At 46.0% G+C, this 18516-nt stretch carries 14 protein-coding genes; 11 read left to right on the top strand and 3 right to left on the bottom strand.

Annotation, left to right across the window (positions count from 1 at the left end; all coding sequences use genetic code 11):
* Positions 1–114: 114 nt before the first annotated feature.
* Together JIG41_RS20415 and JIG41_RS20410 are read right to left on the bottom strand one after the other, a co-directional pair.
* A complete protein-coding gene (locus JIG41_RS20415) occupies positions 115–855 on the bottom strand; it encodes a WG repeat-containing protein (protein ID WP_199525350.1) in 741 nt (246 codons plus the stop codon).
* Positions 855–1523: a radical SAM/SPASM domain-containing protein gene (locus tag JIG41_RS20410; RefSeq protein WP_199525349.1), complete on the bottom strand. Its 669-nt coding sequence runs from the start codon at positions 1521–1523 to the stop codon at positions 855–857. Before JIG41_RS20410 ends, JIG41_RS20415 begins: the two co-directional genes overlap by 1 nt.
* A gap of 338 nt (positions 1524–1861) precedes the next feature.
* Here JIG41_RS20410 and JIG41_RS20405 point away from each other — a divergent pair, with 338 nt between their 5' ends.
* The 3 genes from JIG41_RS20405 to JIG41_RS20395 are packed head-to-tail and all read left to right on the top strand — an operon-like array spanning position 1862 to position 4664.
* Complete coding sequence (locus JIG41_RS20405) at positions 1862–2152, top strand: helix-turn-helix transcriptional regulator (protein WP_012520203.1); 291 nt, start codon at positions 1862–1864, stop codon at positions 2150–2152.
* Positions 2142–3491: a type II toxin-antitoxin system HipA family toxin gene (locus tag JIG41_RS20400; protein WP_138558338.1), complete on the top strand. Its 1350-nt coding sequence runs from the start codon at positions 2142–2144 to the stop codon at positions 3489–3491. Before JIG41_RS20405 ends, JIG41_RS20400 begins: the two co-directional genes overlap by 11 nt.
* A 54-nt stretch (positions 3492–3545) precedes the next feature.
* Positions 3546–4664, top strand: a complete 1119-nt coding sequence (locus tag JIG41_RS20395) for a hypothetical protein (protein WP_138558339.1) — start codon at positions 3546–3548, stop codon at positions 4662–4664.
* A 143-nt stretch (positions 4665–4807) separates the two neighbouring features.
* Here the strand turns inward: JIG41_RS20395 and JIG41_RS20390 are convergent, their stop codons facing one another.
* Entirely contained in the window at positions 4808–6121 is a 1314-nt protein-coding gene (locus JIG41_RS20390; protein ID WP_086585839.1) for an ATP-binding protein, read from the bottom strand.
* Between the two features lie 317 nt (positions 6122–6438).
* On the opposite strand from JIG41_RS20390, the gene JIG41_RS20385 reads away from it, so the two are divergent.
* The 8 genes from JIG41_RS20385 to JIG41_RS20350 all read left to right on the top strand — a co-directional run bounded on the left by JIG41_RS20385 (position 6439) and on the right by JIG41_RS20350 (position 18469).
* Entirely contained in the window at positions 6439–6744 is a 306-nt protein-coding gene (locus tag JIG41_RS20385; RefSeq protein WP_036984862.1) for a helix-turn-helix domain-containing protein, read from the top strand.
* Positions 6741–7991 (top strand): type II toxin-antitoxin system HipA family toxin, encoded by a 1251-nt coding sequence (locus JIG41_RS20380; RefSeq protein ID WP_199525348.1) that lies wholly within the window; start codon positions 6741–6743, stop codon positions 7989–7991. The genes JIG41_RS20385 and JIG41_RS20380 overlap by 4 nt, the downstream gene beginning before the upstream one ends.
* Positions 7992–8321: 330 nt before the next feature.
* Positions 8322–8564: a helix-turn-helix transcriptional regulator gene (locus JIG41_RS20375; RefSeq protein ID WP_007146785.1), complete on the top strand. Its 243-nt coding sequence runs from the start codon at positions 8322–8324 to the stop codon at positions 8562–8564.
* Positions 8551–10296: a DUF927 domain-containing protein gene (locus JIG41_RS20370; RefSeq protein WP_138558340.1), complete on the top strand. Its 1746-nt coding sequence runs from the start codon at positions 8551–8553 to the stop codon at positions 10294–10296. Before JIG41_RS20375 ends, JIG41_RS20370 begins: the two co-directional genes overlap by 14 nt.
* 217 nt (positions 10297–10513) lie before the next feature.
* Entirely contained in the window at positions 10514–11404 is an 891-nt protein-coding gene (locus JIG41_RS20365) for a WYL domain-containing protein (RefSeq protein WP_206770828.1), read from the top strand.
* A gap of 17 nt (positions 11405–11421) precedes the next feature.
* Entirely contained in the window at positions 11422–14655 is a 3234-nt protein-coding gene (locus JIG41_RS20360; protein ID WP_199525347.1) for an ATP-binding protein, read from the top strand.
* Complete coding sequence (locus JIG41_RS20355) at positions 14648–15235, top strand: hypothetical protein (RefSeq protein ID WP_199525346.1); 588 nt, start codon at positions 14648–14650, stop codon at positions 15233–15235. The genes JIG41_RS20360 and JIG41_RS20355 overlap by 8 nt, the downstream gene beginning before the upstream one ends.
* Positions 15236–15244: 9 nt before the next feature.
* On the top strand, positions 15245–18469 hold the full coding sequence (locus JIG41_RS20350) for a DUF1156 domain-containing protein (RefSeq protein WP_199525345.1): 3225 nt from the start codon (positions 15245–15247) through the stop codon (positions 18467–18469).
* Positions 18470–18516: the final 47 nt, after the last annotated feature.

Genomic DNA, 18516 nt, shown 5'->3' with positions numbered 1-18516 from the left:
AGCAATCGCATGCGTTTTCGTGCATTTGGTTCTTTTCGAGAAAGCGCTAAAAGTTGTTCAGATATGTTTGGGTTCAATGCTAATCACCAGTGATTTTATATAGCCTATATTAGATCAGATATTTAAGCGGAATGGTATAAGCTCTCTAATTACATTGCCTTGCTCGTTAATAATTTGCAGTGCACCGGAGTGCGTTTCAACGCGCGAAAACCCATTATAAAACGGTTCAACACTTGCGTAGCGCTGTGCATAAATAGGTTTGCCACTTTTATCAATGTGATGCCAACCATCATCGCTCTTGGCTCTTGCAAATCCCTTATGAAAAACATCCAAGTCTAAAAACCAATTTGAATGAATAAACCGACCTTGCTTATCAATGTGCGTACTCAGTCCGTTTTCAGTCTGAGCAACGGCAATACCTTCTCTAAAATCGCCACAGTAAATCCACTTATTTTCATAAAGGGGCTGGCCTAATTTATCTATATGAAAGTAAAAACCGTCCTTATTACATACAACAGCAATGTTTTGTTGATAATTACCTACAAAGGCATAGCGCTGCGCATAAGCCGCAAAGCCACTTGGCAAGATATGAAACCAATCATTGTTTTCTACTACAGCGGCTACGCCACAGTAAAAACCAAAAGTACGATTAAATTTGTGCGGGTAAATTGCTTCGCCTGTTTCGTTTATATGCCACGCTTGGCTATTTAAACAAACAGGTGCAACTTGGTAGGCGTTGTCTATGTCATGAAAAGATAAAACTTCATCAAAACGTGCAGAGTAAGCTGGAGTGCCATCAGCAAAAGTGTGGTATCTACCATCATCTGAAACATAGAGTTTAGCTAATATGCTCATTACGGGCGCCTCATAGTGCACTGCTTACACAAAGGGTGATTTTGATATGTATTCACCAACTCAACATACTGCTCACTCTGTGCTAATTCTGATAGTGATGACTCGGCAACCGAGCCAAATTCCCCTAATGATTTACGCTCTTGATCCGGTGCACAACACACATTAAAACGACCCGATGGATCAATCCAAATCTCTTTACCTAAAAAGGGGCAGTGACCATTCGGTGCTATATCGTCTAAATTATCTAGGTGTAGCTCAGAAAAATTATCTAGCTTAAAAGGTCTGATTGCGGTTTTATTGTGTGATTCAACGCGCTCATGGCAGTACTTAACTATCTGATTCCAACGCTCTGCAAACACAATATCGTTACGTAAGTTTTCAGTCGCAATTTCATCAAAGTGCGCCCATAACTGGTGACCCTTTATACGGTCAAACCCCAGAGCAATAGCAAGGTCAACCATTTGAGGGATTTCTTCTAGGTTGCTGCGTAAGAACGTTAACTGCATTGTTATTGAACAGTAATGACGCTCGGCCCAGCTGTCTCTAACAGCAATAAAGCGTTTCGCATTTTCAATATGTTCGCTTAATTGAGCACCAAGCATAATGTTACTGTGGGTAGCGTCGGTAGCCCCATTCCACGAAATTTTTACATCACTACCAATAGGCACAATACGATTGGCCCAGTATTCAACATTGTGAATTTGCTCATTGAGTAGCGGTCTAGACCCTCAAAAAATCAATAAGTTACCGAAAATAAACCGTTCAAAAATGCCTGTTTGCCCACCAAACTGCCCACCACTTGCCTATGGCTTTTACTAAATCTTAGTGGTTAGCAATGGAAAAACAGTGTCGTTTTTATGCTGCTGTTAGAGCTAAAACATAGCAGTTTTGAAGGGCTTTATCGAGTAATTTTTTCAACACTTTATTTAATAATGGATACAATAATATCCACTTTCTGTTTTATTTCGCTATAATGGATATGACTGTATCCATTTGGCCTTTGCGGATGAAATTTACCTTACTTGATGATACCGATGTAAGCCACGCCTATGCGGCTTATTTACGTGAGTTACGAAAGCAGGCAAAGCTGTCACGAGCGGCGCTTGCTGAGCGAAGCTGCGTACCTGCGGCCACCATTAAGAAATTTGAGCTGACCGGGCAAATTTCATTTCGCCAATTGCTGTTGCTATGGCAGACCCTCGACTCGCTTGGGCGTTTGTACGAGCTCACGCAACCTAGCAAAGAACGCGCTGCTATACCCACGAGTATTGATGAGGTGCTAAAAGATGAGTTTTAAACCGATTCAGAAGCTTAATGTTACTCGTACGCTAAGCTCAGGTGAGCAGATATCTGTTGGAGTCTTGGCGCAGAATCGGCAAGGCGTTTTTTTTCAGTATGCAGACAGCTATTTGCAGCAGTTTGGCAACTTATCTCCTTTTACCTTGCATGCGAACGCACAAGTTCAAGTCGCACCTAAGCAGCCACACCAAGGTGTACATGGCGTATTTGGAGATTGTTTGCCCGATGGCTGGGGCATGTTGTTACAAGATCGTATTTTCCGGCAAAAGGGCATCCTGCCTAATCAATTAACGGCGATGGATAGACTGGCCTTTGTCGGTGATAAAGGCATGGGAGCATTGTCTTTTTCACCGGTGTCTGAGTTTTCAGCCACCACGCACGTGGATATTGATTTAGCGACGTTAGGCTTAGAAGCACAAACGCTGTTCGATTCTTCGATGTCAGATTATATGGATGATAATCACGATGAGTTAGATGGGCATACGCAACAGGTGTTGGCCGCATTAGTCGCCGGAGGTAGTTCGGGTGGGGCCAGACCTAAGGCACAAATTTATATGCCTGCAGGGGAAACTCAGCATTGTCGAACCTTCGCTCAGCTTGGAGATGAGGCTTGGCTGGTGAAGTTTACCTCTAAAAATCTCGCACTTGGCCATGAAGAAGGTTTGTGTGAGGCGGTTTATTTACAAATAGCAGAACTTGCTAAGTGTCAACCGCCGCAATGGCAACTCATTGAAGCACCACCTACAAACGGTGCGTCTGCTTGGTTGGCGCTTAAGCGTTTTGATTATGTCACTGAACAGGCCGACTTAGGCAGAAAGCGCAGTGCAGGTCGATTGCATATGCACAGCGCTTGCGGGCTACTGGATGCAGATTTTCGAACGCCAAGTTTAGATTACATTGATTTAATTAAAGCCAGCCGTCAGTTGTGTAAATCGCCAGCGGCTGGACAGCTGCAATTTCGCCGCGCCATTTTTAATCTGCTGTCGTCTAATCAAGACGACCACAGTAAAAACTGGGCGTTTTTGCAAGCGGATGACGGTCAATGGGATCCTGCCCCTTTTTACGATGTTACCTACAGCCCGCATCCATTCAACGAACACGCCACTGCTTTCGGCGGTTATGGCAAAGCGCCATCGCTTAAGGTGATGCAAAAACTTGCTACTAGTGCTGGCTTTGCGAATTGGAATGATGCAAAGCAAGTTATTGAAGAAGTCGCAGAAGCCATCAGCCAATTTACGTATCTTGCCAAGCAACAAGGGATCAGTAAAACAACAGTGTCTGCGATTGCTAAGACATTGGAGCAGCGTAAACAAGAAAATGAAGCGCTTTTTCTATAACAATTTTGTTAAAACAAACTTTTCAATTCACCATAAATAGATAGCAAGGTCATCGTGAGCGAATATCAATACTATAAATTTGAGCGTCTGGATGGGTATTTAGATGCTAAAGCACGTCAAGCACTCAGGGCCATTTCAAGCCGTGCCGAGATCAGCGCTACGTCCTTTCAGGTGTATTACACCTACAGTGATCTAAAGGCCGAGCCTTTTGAGCTGATGTTAAAATACTTTGATATCGGTTTTTACTATGCCGATTGGGGCTCAATCGATGTATACATCAAGCTACCAGCAGGAACGCTTCCAGATGCGTTACTTGGCTTTTCAAGTGATGGACTTCATATTCACGAAAACGATGAGTGGCAGTTGCTGATTTTTTCCCTTGAGGAGTATGACGAATATTTTGACGATGAGCATGCCGACCAATTTTTCCAGCATTTAGCTGGGTTACGCAGCGGGTTAATGCAAGGGGATTGGCGCCTTGTGTACTTTATGTGGCTCAAAATGTTTGATTTTAATGATGACGTTGAGCGAGTGCCGTTAATTCAATTCGATTTTGAGCACTTCAGTGAAGAGGAGCAGGCGTTTGCAGCGCTGTATGATATTCCCTTAGCATTAGTTAAGGCTCTGGCCATGGTGCTGAAGGAGCAACCCAGTCACCTAGCCAAACAAACCCAATTTCAGTTTGATTCGTGGTTCCATAATCTCTCGCAAGCAGAGAAAGACACGCTTTTACGCACGCTGTTTGAGCAAGGCCAGCTAACCCGACACCAAGCCTTAGCGCTGACGCGAAAAGAACCTGTCAACACAGACGAGATCTATCAGTATTGGTTAACCCCCGAGGTAATTTCTCCTTTTATTGAGCAAGCGCAAAGTCAATTACAGCAAGAGCAAGCCGCAGCACTCGCAAAAAAATTAGCTATCGAAAAAGCGGAAAAAGAAAAAGCGTTGACTGATATCTACAATCAACGTGAGCACTACTGGCAGCAATCACAAGAGCAAGCGGATCGAACTTGCGCCAGTGGTTACGATGCGGCATCACGCTATCTGCATCAGCTGTTTGAGGCCTATCAGTTCAAAGCTGATGAAGCGGCGTTTGAACAACGCTTTAAGCGCTTTGTTGTGGCGAATAATAGCCGTAAAGCACTGTTAAATCGCTTGAGTGATTTGCTTTAAACGATGAGGCGATAGGCTGGCCAAATGACGTTAGCAAAAAACCGATTGAGGGTTGGTTGAAAGGTTGTAAGCCCACCAAAGGTCTACAAATTGTTACCTATGAAGTCACTTTGTGTAGTCCTCGGGGTCTAAGCAACGCGCTTTTACCATCTCTGTGGTAAATACTGCGTGAAATACAAAGGCATCACGATATTGGTTTGCTCTAATGCGGATGAGCCTTGTGTACCCGTTAACTTAAAGGTTTTACTTGGAGTACATTTTTCAACGTAGGATGCCAACGATTTTGCTCTTGTACGTTTACCACTTTTGACCTCCACAGGGACGATATCGCCTTCATCGGTCGCCAAAATAAATTCGATTTCGGCGCGGGCGTCATTCCATGAATAGCTTGGGTCAACGCCAATGGCAGTGAGCTCTTGTTGCACAAAGTTTTCAGCCACATAACCTTTGTATTCATAGTTTTGTTGCTTAATTTCTTTATAACTGCTGCCGAGCATATGATTAAGCAGGCCCACATCAAACAGAAACAGTTTCACCATATTTTCTTTTTTATAGGCCGCTAACGGAGATTTCGGCAATCCTTCAATAGGGTAGTTTGGCAAAGCTAAGCGGCAGCAGTTAAGCCAATGGATCGCGGTTTCAAAATCGCTATAACGAGATTTACGCTCATGCACATGCTTAAATTTAAAGCGTTTAACCGACTCATCGCTGACAAGTGATAGCTGGGCTGGAATGCTATTAAATACCGATTCAATCAGTGTGGCGTCGACCTTGCCCGCGTACTTACCAAAATCGCGGCGATAACCTTCCACTAAATCGGCATGAATTTTTGTGACTTTTTCAACACGCTCTAGAATGCTTGAATCCTTATACTGATACCAAGCAGAAACGGCTTCCGGCATACCACCAGTAAAAAAGTAGTCAGTGAGTTTGTCCATCAATTTGGTGTGTACTGCCGGTGTGCTTGCTTGACTATCAAATGCTTTGATCAGCGCTTGCTCGTTGGATGCGTAAATAAATTCTTGGAAGGTCAGTGGTCGTAAATTGTATTGTTCTACCTTGCCCACAGGGAAGGTGTTGAGCAAACCAATATTCGAGCCGCTGGCAGCGACAAAATAGGACGGTGCTTTTTCAGCAAAGTACTTTAGTGAGGTAACGGCACGTTCACATTCGCCAATTTCATCTAATATCAGCAGATCGGTTTCTGGGTTGAACGCTTGGTTGGTTAACAACTCAATGTTCATTACTAGCTCGTCAGGTGACAGAGAGCCATCGAACGCTTCTTTGTAAGCAGGGTTTTCAAGGAAGTCGATACGAAGGATGTTGGCAAAGGTGTTCCCAAATAACTCTTGTAGCAGATAGGTTTTACCTGTTTGTCTTGCACCATCGATCAATAATGGCTTGCGCACCGGTTGATTTTTCCATGCTATTAGGGCGTTTAGTAAGTTGCGCTGCATTGTCATTTCCCGCCAATTAAGACTGTTAACTGCCTGTAGTATAACTCAGTCTACACTTTTACGCGCAGAAAAGTGAGGAATTTTACATTTTTATGCGCATAAAAGTGTAATCCGCAACCTTTGGCATTCAGGGATCCATTTCATCGCCTTGGCCAACGCGCAAGCTAAACCTAAAGGTGGGATATAAATCCAATTATATTGAGTAAAGTGGGAATATAGTCCTATATGTAAATTGTTGGAGTTGCTTGGGATTCAAAGTTGGACTATATTCCCATTAACGGTTAAATAGTGGGAATATAGTCCCTTTGGTTGGTGATATGGCTAAGCGTGACTTACACAATGTACTGTTTCCAAAGCAGCGCAAAATCCTGACGCATTTTGGTGAAGACTTGCTGTTGGCGATGAAACGACGTGGTTTTACAAAAAAGCTACTGTGTGAACGTACTGGTTTTGATCATAAAACCGTGAATAAAGTCTTCGCCGGTGATCCGGGCGTTGCCATAGGCACTTACTTAAAAGTGATGGCTGTTCTTGGCATGGAAAGCAACTTTGCAGAAATGGCCGCTCATGATGAAGTGGGTATCAAGCTGCAAAACATAAAATTGCTGGAAGGTTCAAAATGAGCCGTGAAATCGTCGAAGTCTATGCCGACTGGCAGCCAATTGAAGCGCCTTTGCTAATTGGGCTGCTTGCTTACAGTGATTCAAGCCGAGGTGGCGTATTTAGTTTTGCCTACGATAAAGCATTTTTAACCTCAGCCTATCGCTTGCAAATTGATCCCATCCTGTCGCTTCACTCCGGTGAACTCTATAACGATGAAGCCGATAAAAACTTTCGCGCATTTCTTGATTCATCGCCTGATAGATGGGGGCGTATTTTAATGCAGCGGCGTGCGGCGATTGAGGCGCGCAAAGGTATTCGAGCAACAAGTCGATTAAACGAATTGGATTACCTGCTGGGCGTACATGACTCTTATCGGATGGGGGGGATTCGATTTAAGCGAGTAGGCTCGGATGCTTTTTTGGACGACAACTCTGAGTTTGCTGCGCCGCCAATGGCTTCTTTGCGAGAGCTAGAGCACGCAGCAATGCAGATTGAAAAAGACGATAACATCGACAGTGACGAGTATTACCGCTGGTTGAAAATGCTGATTTCTCCAGGCTCATCATTAGGTGGTGCAAGGCCCAAGGCTTGTGTCACAGATGAACAAGGCCACTTGTGGATTGCCAAGTTTCCCAATCTAAATGATACCCATGACGTGGGCGCATGGGAGATGGTCTGTTATGAATTGGCTCTTGCGGCAGGTGTTCACATGTTTCCAAGTGAGATCAAGCAATTTTCGTCACAGCACCATACCTTTTTAACCAAACGGTTTGACCGCGACGGTGAAAAGCGGCTGCATTTTTCATCGGCCATGACACAGCTTCAATACTATGATGGTGAACAATCTCAAGGTGCTAGCTACTTAGAGATTGCTGAATTTATTTCCAATTCTGGTGCACAAACCGCAGCCGATTTAGCTCAGTTATGGCGTCGAATCGTGTTTAATATTGCGGTGTCCAACACGGATGATCACCTGCGTAACCATGGGTTTTTATTAACAAAGAATGGCTGGAAGTTATCACCTGCTTATGATTTAAACCCGATAGTGGGTAAGCATGGCCTGCATCTGAATATTACCGATGCAGACAACACTTTAGACTACCAATTAGCCTTTGATGTGAAAGACTTCTTCAGACTTTCGCAAACCCAAGCCACGCAAATTTACGATGAAGTATTAATGGCGGTTAAGCAATGGCAAACCGTTGCTAAGCGGCTAGGGATCAGCCGAGCGGAGCAAGCCATGAAACAATCAGCGTTTAACGTTTAATGAGTCAGTGAAACTATATTTTCATTTTTCAGCAGATAAAGAAGTTTTAGTTTCACTTTATGCTTTGCCTCATACTCCATGTGTTTTAACACTTCGCTCATCCCTTGGGCTTTTGGGGCAGTTTGGGCAAAGCCTTAGTTCACGCCACTTAGCCACGCACTAACTCTGCCCACAGAGCATTTATTGTTTTGGGCACTATCTACAAACTGGGGCAAGTAGCTACTTGTACCCTCAGAAAGCTGCACGATCTGGGCATTTATCTGCCTACTGCGTCCGTTTAGTACTGGCAAACTCCTAACTGAACTTAACAGATCAGTGAGGAAGCAAACGATGAACCCAACTACACAATCATCCACCACATCAACACACCCAGCGCGTCAGCAGCGGATTTTGCGCTTGCCCGAGGTAAAGGCCAAAACAGGCTTTGGCCGCAGCACCATTTATGCCCTGATGGCCAACGGTGAATTTCCGCGATCCATTCGTATTGGTGCGCGTGCCGTGGGCTGGTTAGAAAGCGATATCGACCAGTGGATTGAAACCCGCCGTATCGGTGCTGCTTATGGCCGTGGATAAAGCATCAGCATCAAACCCGTTACCTGCCAGTGAGATGCATAGCAACGCGCCAACATTACCGGCTGGTTTTGCCTATAACGCGCAAAACTGGCTGGTGATGCAACCAGCAGGGCAAGATAGCCCTGTTAAAATCTGCTCTTGGTTGCAAGTGGCCGCCCGCACCCGCGATCCGCAAGGAGACAACTACGGCTATTTATTGCACTGGTTAGACGATGACAATCGCCATCGCTATTGGGCCATGCCCGCAGAACTATTGGCCGGAGATGGGAGCGAGTACCGCCGAATCCTACTCAGCCGAGGCATGCGGCTTAGTAACAGTGTCAAAGCGCGGCAGTTGCTCTCGCTGTTTATTCAACAAATGGGCGAACTGGCCACGCAAAAGGCCATTAGCGTGAACTGCATTGGCTGGCATCACCACGCTTATGTGCATCCGCGCCTCACCTTTTACCCCTGTGAACACAGCAGCAACAACCCGCGTATGGTGCTGCAAACCATGCACCCGATAGAAGGCTTTATTCAACAAGGCAGTAGCGACAGTTGGCGGCAGCACGTTGGCCGTTATTGTCTGGATAACCCGCTATTAATCGTTGGTGTCTGCGCTGCACTGGCTGCCCCTTTGTTGCATTTGTGCGGGGTGGATGGTTTTGGTTTACACCTCTTCGGTGCCAGCAGTACAGGTAAAACTGCGGCGCTGTATCCGGCATTATCGGTGTGGGGCGAGCCTAATCAGCTGCGCCACAGTTGGCGTGCCACGGCTAACGGTTTAGAAGGTACAGCATTAGCGCATAACGATGCCTTGTTGGCGCTCGATGAAATGGGCGAAGTTGACCCAAAAGAGGCGGGCGATGTCGCTTATATGCTTGCCAATGGTCAGGGTAAAACACGAGCAGGCAAATACGGTGAAATGCGCTTACCCGCCCGTTGGCGTTTGGTGTTTTTATCCACTGGCGAAGTCACGCTCGAAAGCCATCTGGCAAGTATCGGCAAGCGTGTAAAAGCAGGGCAGCAAGTGCGCGTGATTGATCTCAGTGCCGATGCCGGAGCGCAAATGGGCGTGTTTAACCAGAGCCATGGCATGAACGCCGCCGATTTATCCGATCACCTAAAACAACAAAGTCGCCAACATTACGGCAGCTTGGCCTTGGATTGGTTACGGTATTTAACGCAGCACAGCGCGCAGGTGTGCCCCGTTTTCCAAAACGTACGCCAACGCTTTTTAGCCAGTTTACCTCCCGAGTCAGACGGCCAAGTGCGCCGAGTCGCCGAAAAATTTGCCTTACTGGCCAGCGCTGGCCTGTTAGCCATTCAAGTCAAAGTACTTGATTGGCCAGCTCAAAGTGTCGAAGCTGCCTGTTTAAGCCAGCTTAACCAATGGATACTTGCCCGCGGTGGTGTAGCCGCCAATGAAGATCAACAAGCCATTCGCCAGGTGCGCAGTTTTATTGAGCAACATGGCGAAAGCCGCTTTACGCCCAAACAAACCGGTTACAGCAGCCAAGTACGCCAACGCGCGGGTTGGATAGATACCAGCGGCCCACAAACCCTCTACCTGTTTTACCCAACCGGCTGGCGTGAAGCCACCGAAGGCCTCAGCCCAGATCGCGCCGCCAAAGCACTGATGGCCGCAGGCTACCTAATCCCCGATGGCAACCGACCACAGCGCAAAGTCAGCCTGCCCGACAACACCCGCCCACGCATGTATTGTGTTAAAGGCAGTATCTTGGATGATTAATTAACTTGACCATGAAATCGTTAATGTCATAATCTTTTTGATTATGACATGGAGTATAATTGACACCCAATTGCTATCTGTATTATTATCCATAATAAATTTGAGTTGTATTTTACAGAGACATTTTTCTGTTGGCAGAATGAGATAAAAGCGATTTCTGTGATTAACAGGTAGCAATTGTTCAGGCCACTTTTTATATAACAAAGGTTCTTAACCCTTGATTAAAAGCAAATTATTAGATGATATTAGCCAAGCGCAGCAAGAAAGACTATTTCATATAGATTTCAAACTACGTTTTTTAGGCACCGTCAACAGAAATGATCTGGTTAACAGGTTTGGTATTAAAGCCGCCGCCGCAACTCGAGATATTTCTTTATATAAAGAGTTGGCACCTAAAAATCTAATCTACGACACAAAAGCTAAGGCGTATATTGAGGCTGATACTTTCAATCCTTTATTCAATCATCAAGCGAGTCAAACATTGGCTGCATTGTGCTACGGACTGGGTGATGATCATGTCTCAGTTAATACACCTTTAGTTTCCTCTGAAACCCCTACTCAACTTAATTTTCCGAATTTGGATGTATTGGCCAAAGTGACTAAAGCAATCCATCAAAGCAAAGCTCTTAACATTTATTATCGCTCGCTTTCTAGCGGCTTGAGCCAACGCGATATCGTCCCTTTTGCGCTTGTAGATAACGGTCTTCGTTGGCATGTAAGAGCTTTTGATCGGAAAACAAAACAGTTCAAAGATTTCGTTTTAAACCGCATAGAGAAGCCAAAGCTTTTAAGTTCCCCTATAGAAACTAGGGAGACTAAAGAAGAGGATATTCAGTGGAATCGCATGGTTGAAATGCACATCGTGCCACACCCAAACCTTAAGCACCCTGAAACAATTGAAGCAGAATACGCCATGATAGCAGGTGTGCTTAGAGTTCAAATACGAGCAGCGGTTGCTGGATACGTATTAAGACGCTGGAACGTCGATTGCTCAAAAAAGCACACTTTAATGGGACCAGAATTTCAGTTATGGCTTAAAAATACTCAAACGCTTTATGGTGTTGAAAATTTAGCCATAGCTCCCGGTTATCAAGAATTACAAGACTAAATTTGATGGAAGTAAATATGCAGTCAATCATTCATACATGTGAACCACGTCAGGATATTATTCAAGGTTCATTCAATCCAGAAATTTTCACAGCGTCAATCAGTCAGGTTGCTTCTGCATATTCAGGAAAAGGCAGTGCAATTGATTCTATTTATACCGATGCTGAAGCGTTCTTCAGAGAAGCAACTTTCCCGACCGAAGGCTTACGTCGCGTCGTTCGGGATGTAATGGGTCGCCTTAATGGTGATAACAGCAAGCCAGCTATTCACCGATTGGAAACAGCATTTGGTGGAGGTAAAACTCACACCTTGATCGCGCTAACTCATCTCAGCCATCGCGGAAGCGACATTGCATCGGCCGCTGCCGATGTAGTTGAAGCGGAAGTTCTGCAGCCTGCTGGTAGCATTGATGTTGTTGCTGTTGCTTGTGATGAAATGCCGGTAATCGCCCCCAGCGGTGAAAAAGTATTGGCCTATACCCTCTGGGGAGAGATGGCACTTAAGCTTGGCGGCGAAAGCTTCTACAACGACAACATTAAAGAAGTGACCTCAGCGGCATTTCCAGGCCAATATTTTTTGGAGCGCATGTTCGAAGGCCGTAAAGTATTGATCATGCTCGACGAGCTGGCACAATATGCAACACGTTATGAAGCTGCTCACGTAGGAGGCGGTGAACAGATTAGTGCGTTTTTAATGGCCCTTCTCGGATATGCCCGTACTCACAGCGGTGTCAGTGTTGTACTTACGCTTGCCAGCCAAAGTGATGCATTCCAAGGTCAAACCGGCATGCTGCAAGGTGTTCTATCTTCAACACTAGGACGTGATGTTGATGAAGAAGAAGCTGCCGCGCTAGCGCAACGAGCCAGCCAAAGCATTATGAGTGTAGTAAAGCGTGATGCAACCACCACAGTACCTGTTCGACCCACAGAAATTTCTCGGGTATTGGCGCGCCGCTTGTTCACCAAGATTAATGACGCAGATGCCTCTACAACCGCTACAGCATACATGGAAATGTACAAGCGCAGTGGCTCGCAATTACCAGACACAGCTACCCGCGACGATTACAGCAAATCGATTGTTGCGAACTACCCGTTCCACCCAAGCTTTATCGCCTACCTCACTAACAAGCTTGCCTCTGCTGAAAGCTTCCAAGGCACGCGAGGAGTCTTGCGCGTGTTGGCCATGGCCATTCGCACTATCTGGCAAAAGCGCATGGAAATTCCTTTGGTACATACCAGCCATCTAAACATGGCAAACCCAGACTTAGCAGACGAGCTTATCGGTCGTACCGGCGCGAATGACCTATTAACAGTTCTCAATGCCGATGTGGGTGGCGCAGATTCAAGTAATCTAGAAATGGGCGTATCTGTTGCGCAAAACCTTGATCGCAACAACCCTCACCCGCAAGGTTTACCGCTTTACGAGTGGACTTGGAAAACCGTATTCCTGCACAGCCTTATCGGCCGTGGCGAAGGTCTATCTTCTAATGTCTTCGGCATTACATTTGCCGATGCATTACTTGAAGTAGCGATGCCTAATATCCCGCCATCACAGGTTGAGGCAGCACTAAAAGCTATTTCAAACGAAGCCTATTACTTGCGTGCAAAAGACGGTCGTTTCTACGCGCATACTGACCCTACCGAAGCACGTATCGTTTCTACGATTAAACAAGGCCTTCAACCCGATGATGTTGAAGAGCAGCTCACGGTCGTGGCACGTAAAGTGGTCAGTCACAACAGCCCAACCTTCCAAGTAGCTCAAGACGTATCTGCCCCTGAGCATGTACCAGATAAAACTGGCCGTCCTGTATTAGCGATTATTCGCCTTGATGCAAACAAAGTGGATCCAACTGATATGACCACAACAGCTGGTAATGGCCAGCCCCGTTTAGAGCAAAACAACGTATTCATGCTGGTGCCAGAAACCGTTCAAGTCGCTGGCGATACGTGGAGCGAAGATCGAGTCAAAAAATCCCAGTACCGCAAAGACCGTTTAAATGATGTCGCACGCACAGTTATCGCCATGCGTCGATTACAGAGCAAGCCTGAAGACTACGGCATGTCAGCTACAAAACTGCAAGACAGCGGTTTTACTGCCAAGCTTAAAGAGCGGGAGCTGGCATTGCAAACGTCAGTTGCACAGGCTTATGACACCATTTTATTCCCAGGCGCTTCGGGTCAAGTTGCTCAGAAAAGTATTAAACAGGCCGGTGGTGAGGGAGGTATGTCTGTTGACGAAGAGATTCGCCGCGTCCTAACAGAAGAAGGTGAATTGATCACCGCTGAAGCAGCCGCAACACAATCCATGCTGCTACAACTCGGCCAACTCATCTTTGGCAGCATTAGCCAAACCCCATCGTTGGAGCAAATTCGCAACCAGTTTAATCAAAACCGTCGCTGGCCAATCTTGGATAATCAACGCGTACTGGAACAAATCATTCGTAGTGGTGTAGAGAAAGGCCAATGGTGCCTGTATCGCATGGAATCAAGCGAATCCACCAAACCAGAACACTTCCACAGCCGCGAAACCGGTGGTATTCCACTAGACGTTAACTTGTCCGAAAAAGGCTGGAAGTTGGTTTCTGAGCAAGGCGCCAAACAGCGTGGCTGGAACCCAGAAGCCGAACCTGCGGTAGAGCAAGTGACTCAATGGGTTGAACAAGTGATGACCGAAGAGCCTTGCACCAAGGTCAAAGAAGTCATCGAAAAGGTTCAAGAAAAGCATGGCAGCGTGCAAAACAGCACTGTCTTGCAAGCGGTAGATAACATCGTGCAAACCGGTCGCGTGTATACCTATGAAGTACGTGAGCCAAGCGATGAAGACAACCCGAACCTAATCTATGGATCTTCTGCCATGTTCCATCAAACGCAGGAAGACGACATGCTCGTTACGCCTGCAACGGCAGCAGAGAAAGGCTGGGTACAACCGGAAGATACCCGCTACACAAAACAAGGCCATGGACTTGCTATAGCGCTGCATAAACAGCTGAATAAGATCAGCTCCCTATACAGCCGAGGAGCAACAACCGAGCCCGATACTTTGCGCCTGGCTTATTTACAACTACCAGGCGGTGGCAAGTTAAATCTTGACCTAATCAACGCCACCAGCAAAGACATGAAGGCATTAAGCGAATTGTTTGAGGTACTCGCCGATTTAACAACAGTCGGCGACGACAGTCAGGCAATGATAGACATTCAAAATGCACCTGAAGACTGTGCATTTTTAGATTTGGTAAAACAAGCTGATGACTAAAAAGAAACTGACGTTACAAGAGCTCTTCGACAAGACCTTAAAGAATCGCTGGCGAAGAGCGCCTTTTGTCTTGCGCTTTACTGAGCTTGCTGATCACACCGGTACGGTTTTGGTGATCAAAGAACGCGTTGAAAAAGAAACCTCCGAGAGCGGTAAAAAGCTCGGCAGCCTGCGTGATCGCGGCACCTTATATGGCGAAAATTTAAAAATACTTTCGCCGCGCCTCAAGCCTATATTGGAGCAAGTAGTTGATGATGGTGGCGTGCCTTTAGACCTGCAACGCTTTATCAGCCAGGAAGGATTCAAGCTAAGAGATAACCTGCCTTTAGATGATGAAGCCGGGGCAAAAATCGCCTTAATAGTGAAATTGCAGTCTCGACTTCACAACCCTGAGCGTCTTGAACTACTTGCCCGACGAGTACAACGATTTAGTCGCGAGGAGGCTGCCTATTGGCTAGGCCGCACCACTCACTACGGTGCCGATGCCAACCGCTGGGCAGTCGCCGGATTACGCACCATGCTATGCGGCACAACGAACAACGATGCTGGCATTACCCGCCAGCTGAACAAATTAAGGTAATCAAACATTATGACCGATAGACGACTGATTGAGGCAGGTTTTCCTTGCCACCAGGTAGGTGCCGAAACCGCTAGGGAGCGCGGTGCAAGTAATATGCTGCCGCCAATATACTACTTACATGTTTGGTGGGCACGTCGCCCGCTAACACCTAGTAGAGCGGCAATCGCTGGTTCACTTTTACCTGAAGAAACGAATGTCGAGACATTTGTTAAAGAGCTTGGTATCGAAAAGCAGGTTGTCGAGCTTAATGGTGGCCAGTGGGTGCTCACAGGAAAATTACTGGAGCGGATTGAAAAATCAGGGGCTATCGAATCATTAAAGGTGGACGCTGTTGTCTTGCGTGCTTTTGATAAAGAGCTTGTCAGAAGAGCAAAGAACTTGGAAACCATTGCTCTGCTTAAGCAACATTCGGTCGAGCTTGCCAACAACCGGGTATTACTGCGATGGGAGCAAGAGTCTCAACATCTAGGGCAGTTACATAGCGGTGAAGTATTGAGCATTAGACGAGTAATGGGTGACCCTGCTCACACTAATGAGCGGATCGAGTTTAAAAAACTACCAGAAGTTAAAGAGGCCTTAGGTGGCGAACTCAATTGGGACAATGATGATCTTTATGGCTACAGCAGAGCATATCAAAATGATCACCCAGTAAAGCCTTCTGGACTAACTGTTCTTGATCCCACTTCTGGTGGTGGCTCTATTCCATTTGAAGCCTTACGGCTAGGTCACAAGGTAATTGCAAATGAACTGAATCCAGTAGCAACAACCATACTAAATGCGACTCTGGATTTTCCCTCGCGCTTCGGAATTAGCCTTTTGGATGAAATTACTGAGTGGGGATCAAAACTTGTTGACCTCGTTGAACCTAAACTCAGTTCTTTCTACGCCACAGGGGAGATTCCAAATAGCGAATTTAAGAAGCTTTCCAAACATCTTGAAAATTATCCCGAATATATTGGCAGTTATAAGAAAGAAGAAATTGCAGATTTTTTATACTGCCGGGAGGTTACATGTCCAAGCTGTCTTAATAAAACACCATTACTAAATACTTGCTGGCTATCTAAAGCAAATAGCGATGCTTGGGGTGTTAAGCCAATTCCGAAAAAAGGCAATAACGATGCCCCTTATCATTTTGAAACATACCAGTGTCAAAAAGGGCTAGGTCCTGATGGCGAGAATCCCGAGCCAGGTACAGTCAAAAGAGGAATTGGGCAATGTATTCATTGCAGTCAGGCTATCGAAGGAGATGAAATAAAGAGGCAAGCCCGGAACGAATCTGAAATCGGAGAATGGAAGGATACTATCTACGTAGTCGTCGCCACACGGACGCAACCAAAAATCAATAAGAAAGGGGAATTGCAGATATATTCTACTGGAGAGCTCAAAGGCACCCCTAAAATTGAGACAGTACGATATTTCCGAGCTCCGACCAAATCAGATATCGATATTTATAACAAAGCCAACAAAGAACTTCAGAATAAATGGGAGTATTTTGAGGATAAGGGCTTAATCCCAACAGAGAAGTTGCCAGATGGTTCTAAAACTAGCGAACCACTCCGTTATGGGATGAATAGGTTTTCTGACATGTTCAATAGTAGGCAGCTTTTGGCACACCTACATATCATGGAGGCACTTCAAAGCTTAAAACCTGAGATTATCGATAGGTATGGATTTGACAAAGCAAAAGCCATCATTACATACCTGCAGTTTGGTGTTGACAAAATTGTAGACTATAACAGCAGACAAACTCGCTGGATCACTCAGCGCGGCATAGTATCAGGGACTTTTGGTCGCCATGATTACTCCCTCAAATGGACTTATGGCGAAATGAACTATGTTGGGATTCATTCGGGTGCTAGGTGGGGTCAGAAACAAGCTGCTAAAGCCTATAAAGAATTAAGTGGACTTTTAGAAAGTGTACATAGCACATATCAAGGAAAGCCTCCTCTTCAAATCGTGAATGGCACCGCAGCTCATATCGAAGGGGTTGAAGATAAATCAGTAGATTTGGTGTGTATGGACCCTCCGTACTATGACAACGTTCAGTATGCAGAGCTATCGGATTTCTATTACGTTTGGCAAAAACGAACGTTAAAAGACCTGTACCCTGATATTTTTTCAATCCGATTAACCAATAAAAGAGATGAGGCTGTAGCAAATCCATCAAGAGATGGTTCCGCCAAGAATGCAAAAGCCGAATATCAAAGGCTCATGCAGGAAATTTTTGAAGAAAGCCGCAGGGTTGTAAAAGATAATGGCGTGATGACGCTGATGTTCACCCACAAGGCACAAGACGCTTGGGAGACATTAACTAGATCTTTAATTGAAGCAGGCTGGGTAATAACAGCATCATTCCCAGTGGAGTCTGAATTTGGTTATTCAACTCATCAACTAAATTTAGCTGCCGCTGCAAGCTCAATATTTATCACCTGCCGAAAACGCCAAGAAGAGCAAACACAAGCTGCTTTTTGGTCTGGCCTAGGCGGCACCGGAGTGCAACACCAAATTCGCTCTGCTGTAGAAGCAGGCCTTGATGAATTTAGACCACTGAAACTCAACGCCGTTGACCAGATGATTGCCTGTTACGGTCGCGCCCTGCAGGTATTAAGTGAAAATTGGCCGGTAATGGATGGCGATGAAGAGGTATCACCTATTCGCGCCATGAACGAAGCCAGCCGAGTCGTCGCAGAACACCAGATAAAAGTGATTACGGATGGCAACATCTCCGTTGACGATTTGGATACTGAAACCGCCATGGCACTCACCATGTACGGGATTTGGGGCCACAACGAAGCTTCCTTTACCGAAGTATTAAACCTGTCACGCTCACTCAATATTAGCCTCGAAACCCGCACCGGTGGTTACGGTATCGAAGGCCGTATGGTGGGCATTAACACCGAGATCAGCGGTCGTACTGCCGTTGCTGGTCAAGCTGCCGAGGACAAAGGCTACGCTGCACCACTGGTGAAGAAAGGCTCCAAGTTGCGTTTGGCTAAACCACAAGAACGCAGCGCTCGACGGGTTGCTAAACCACAATCAGATTGGGATGTACTGCATGGCTTGTTATTGAAGTTCCGCGAAGGTGATGTGCCAGTAGCACGCGCCTATTTAGATGAACAGCGTGAAGGCAATGACAACATCATTCTCGACTTACTTGAGGTTTGGGGAGAGGAAGCCGAAACGCCAGAAGCACGTAACGAAGCCCGAGCACTACTGTTTGGCTTAAGACAGTAAACCGAGAGGCCTAACATTGTTAGGCCGCAGTTAACATAACATGGAAC

The sequence above is a fragment of the Pseudoalteromonas sp. bablab_jr011 genome (assembly GCF_016464045.1).
Lineage (GTDB): Bacteria > Pseudomonadota > Gammaproteobacteria > Enterobacterales > Alteromonadaceae > Pseudoalteromonas > Pseudoalteromonas lipolytica.
Note: the sequence above shows the minus strand (reverse complement) of the source record. Positions and strands in the feature narration are given on the sequence as shown.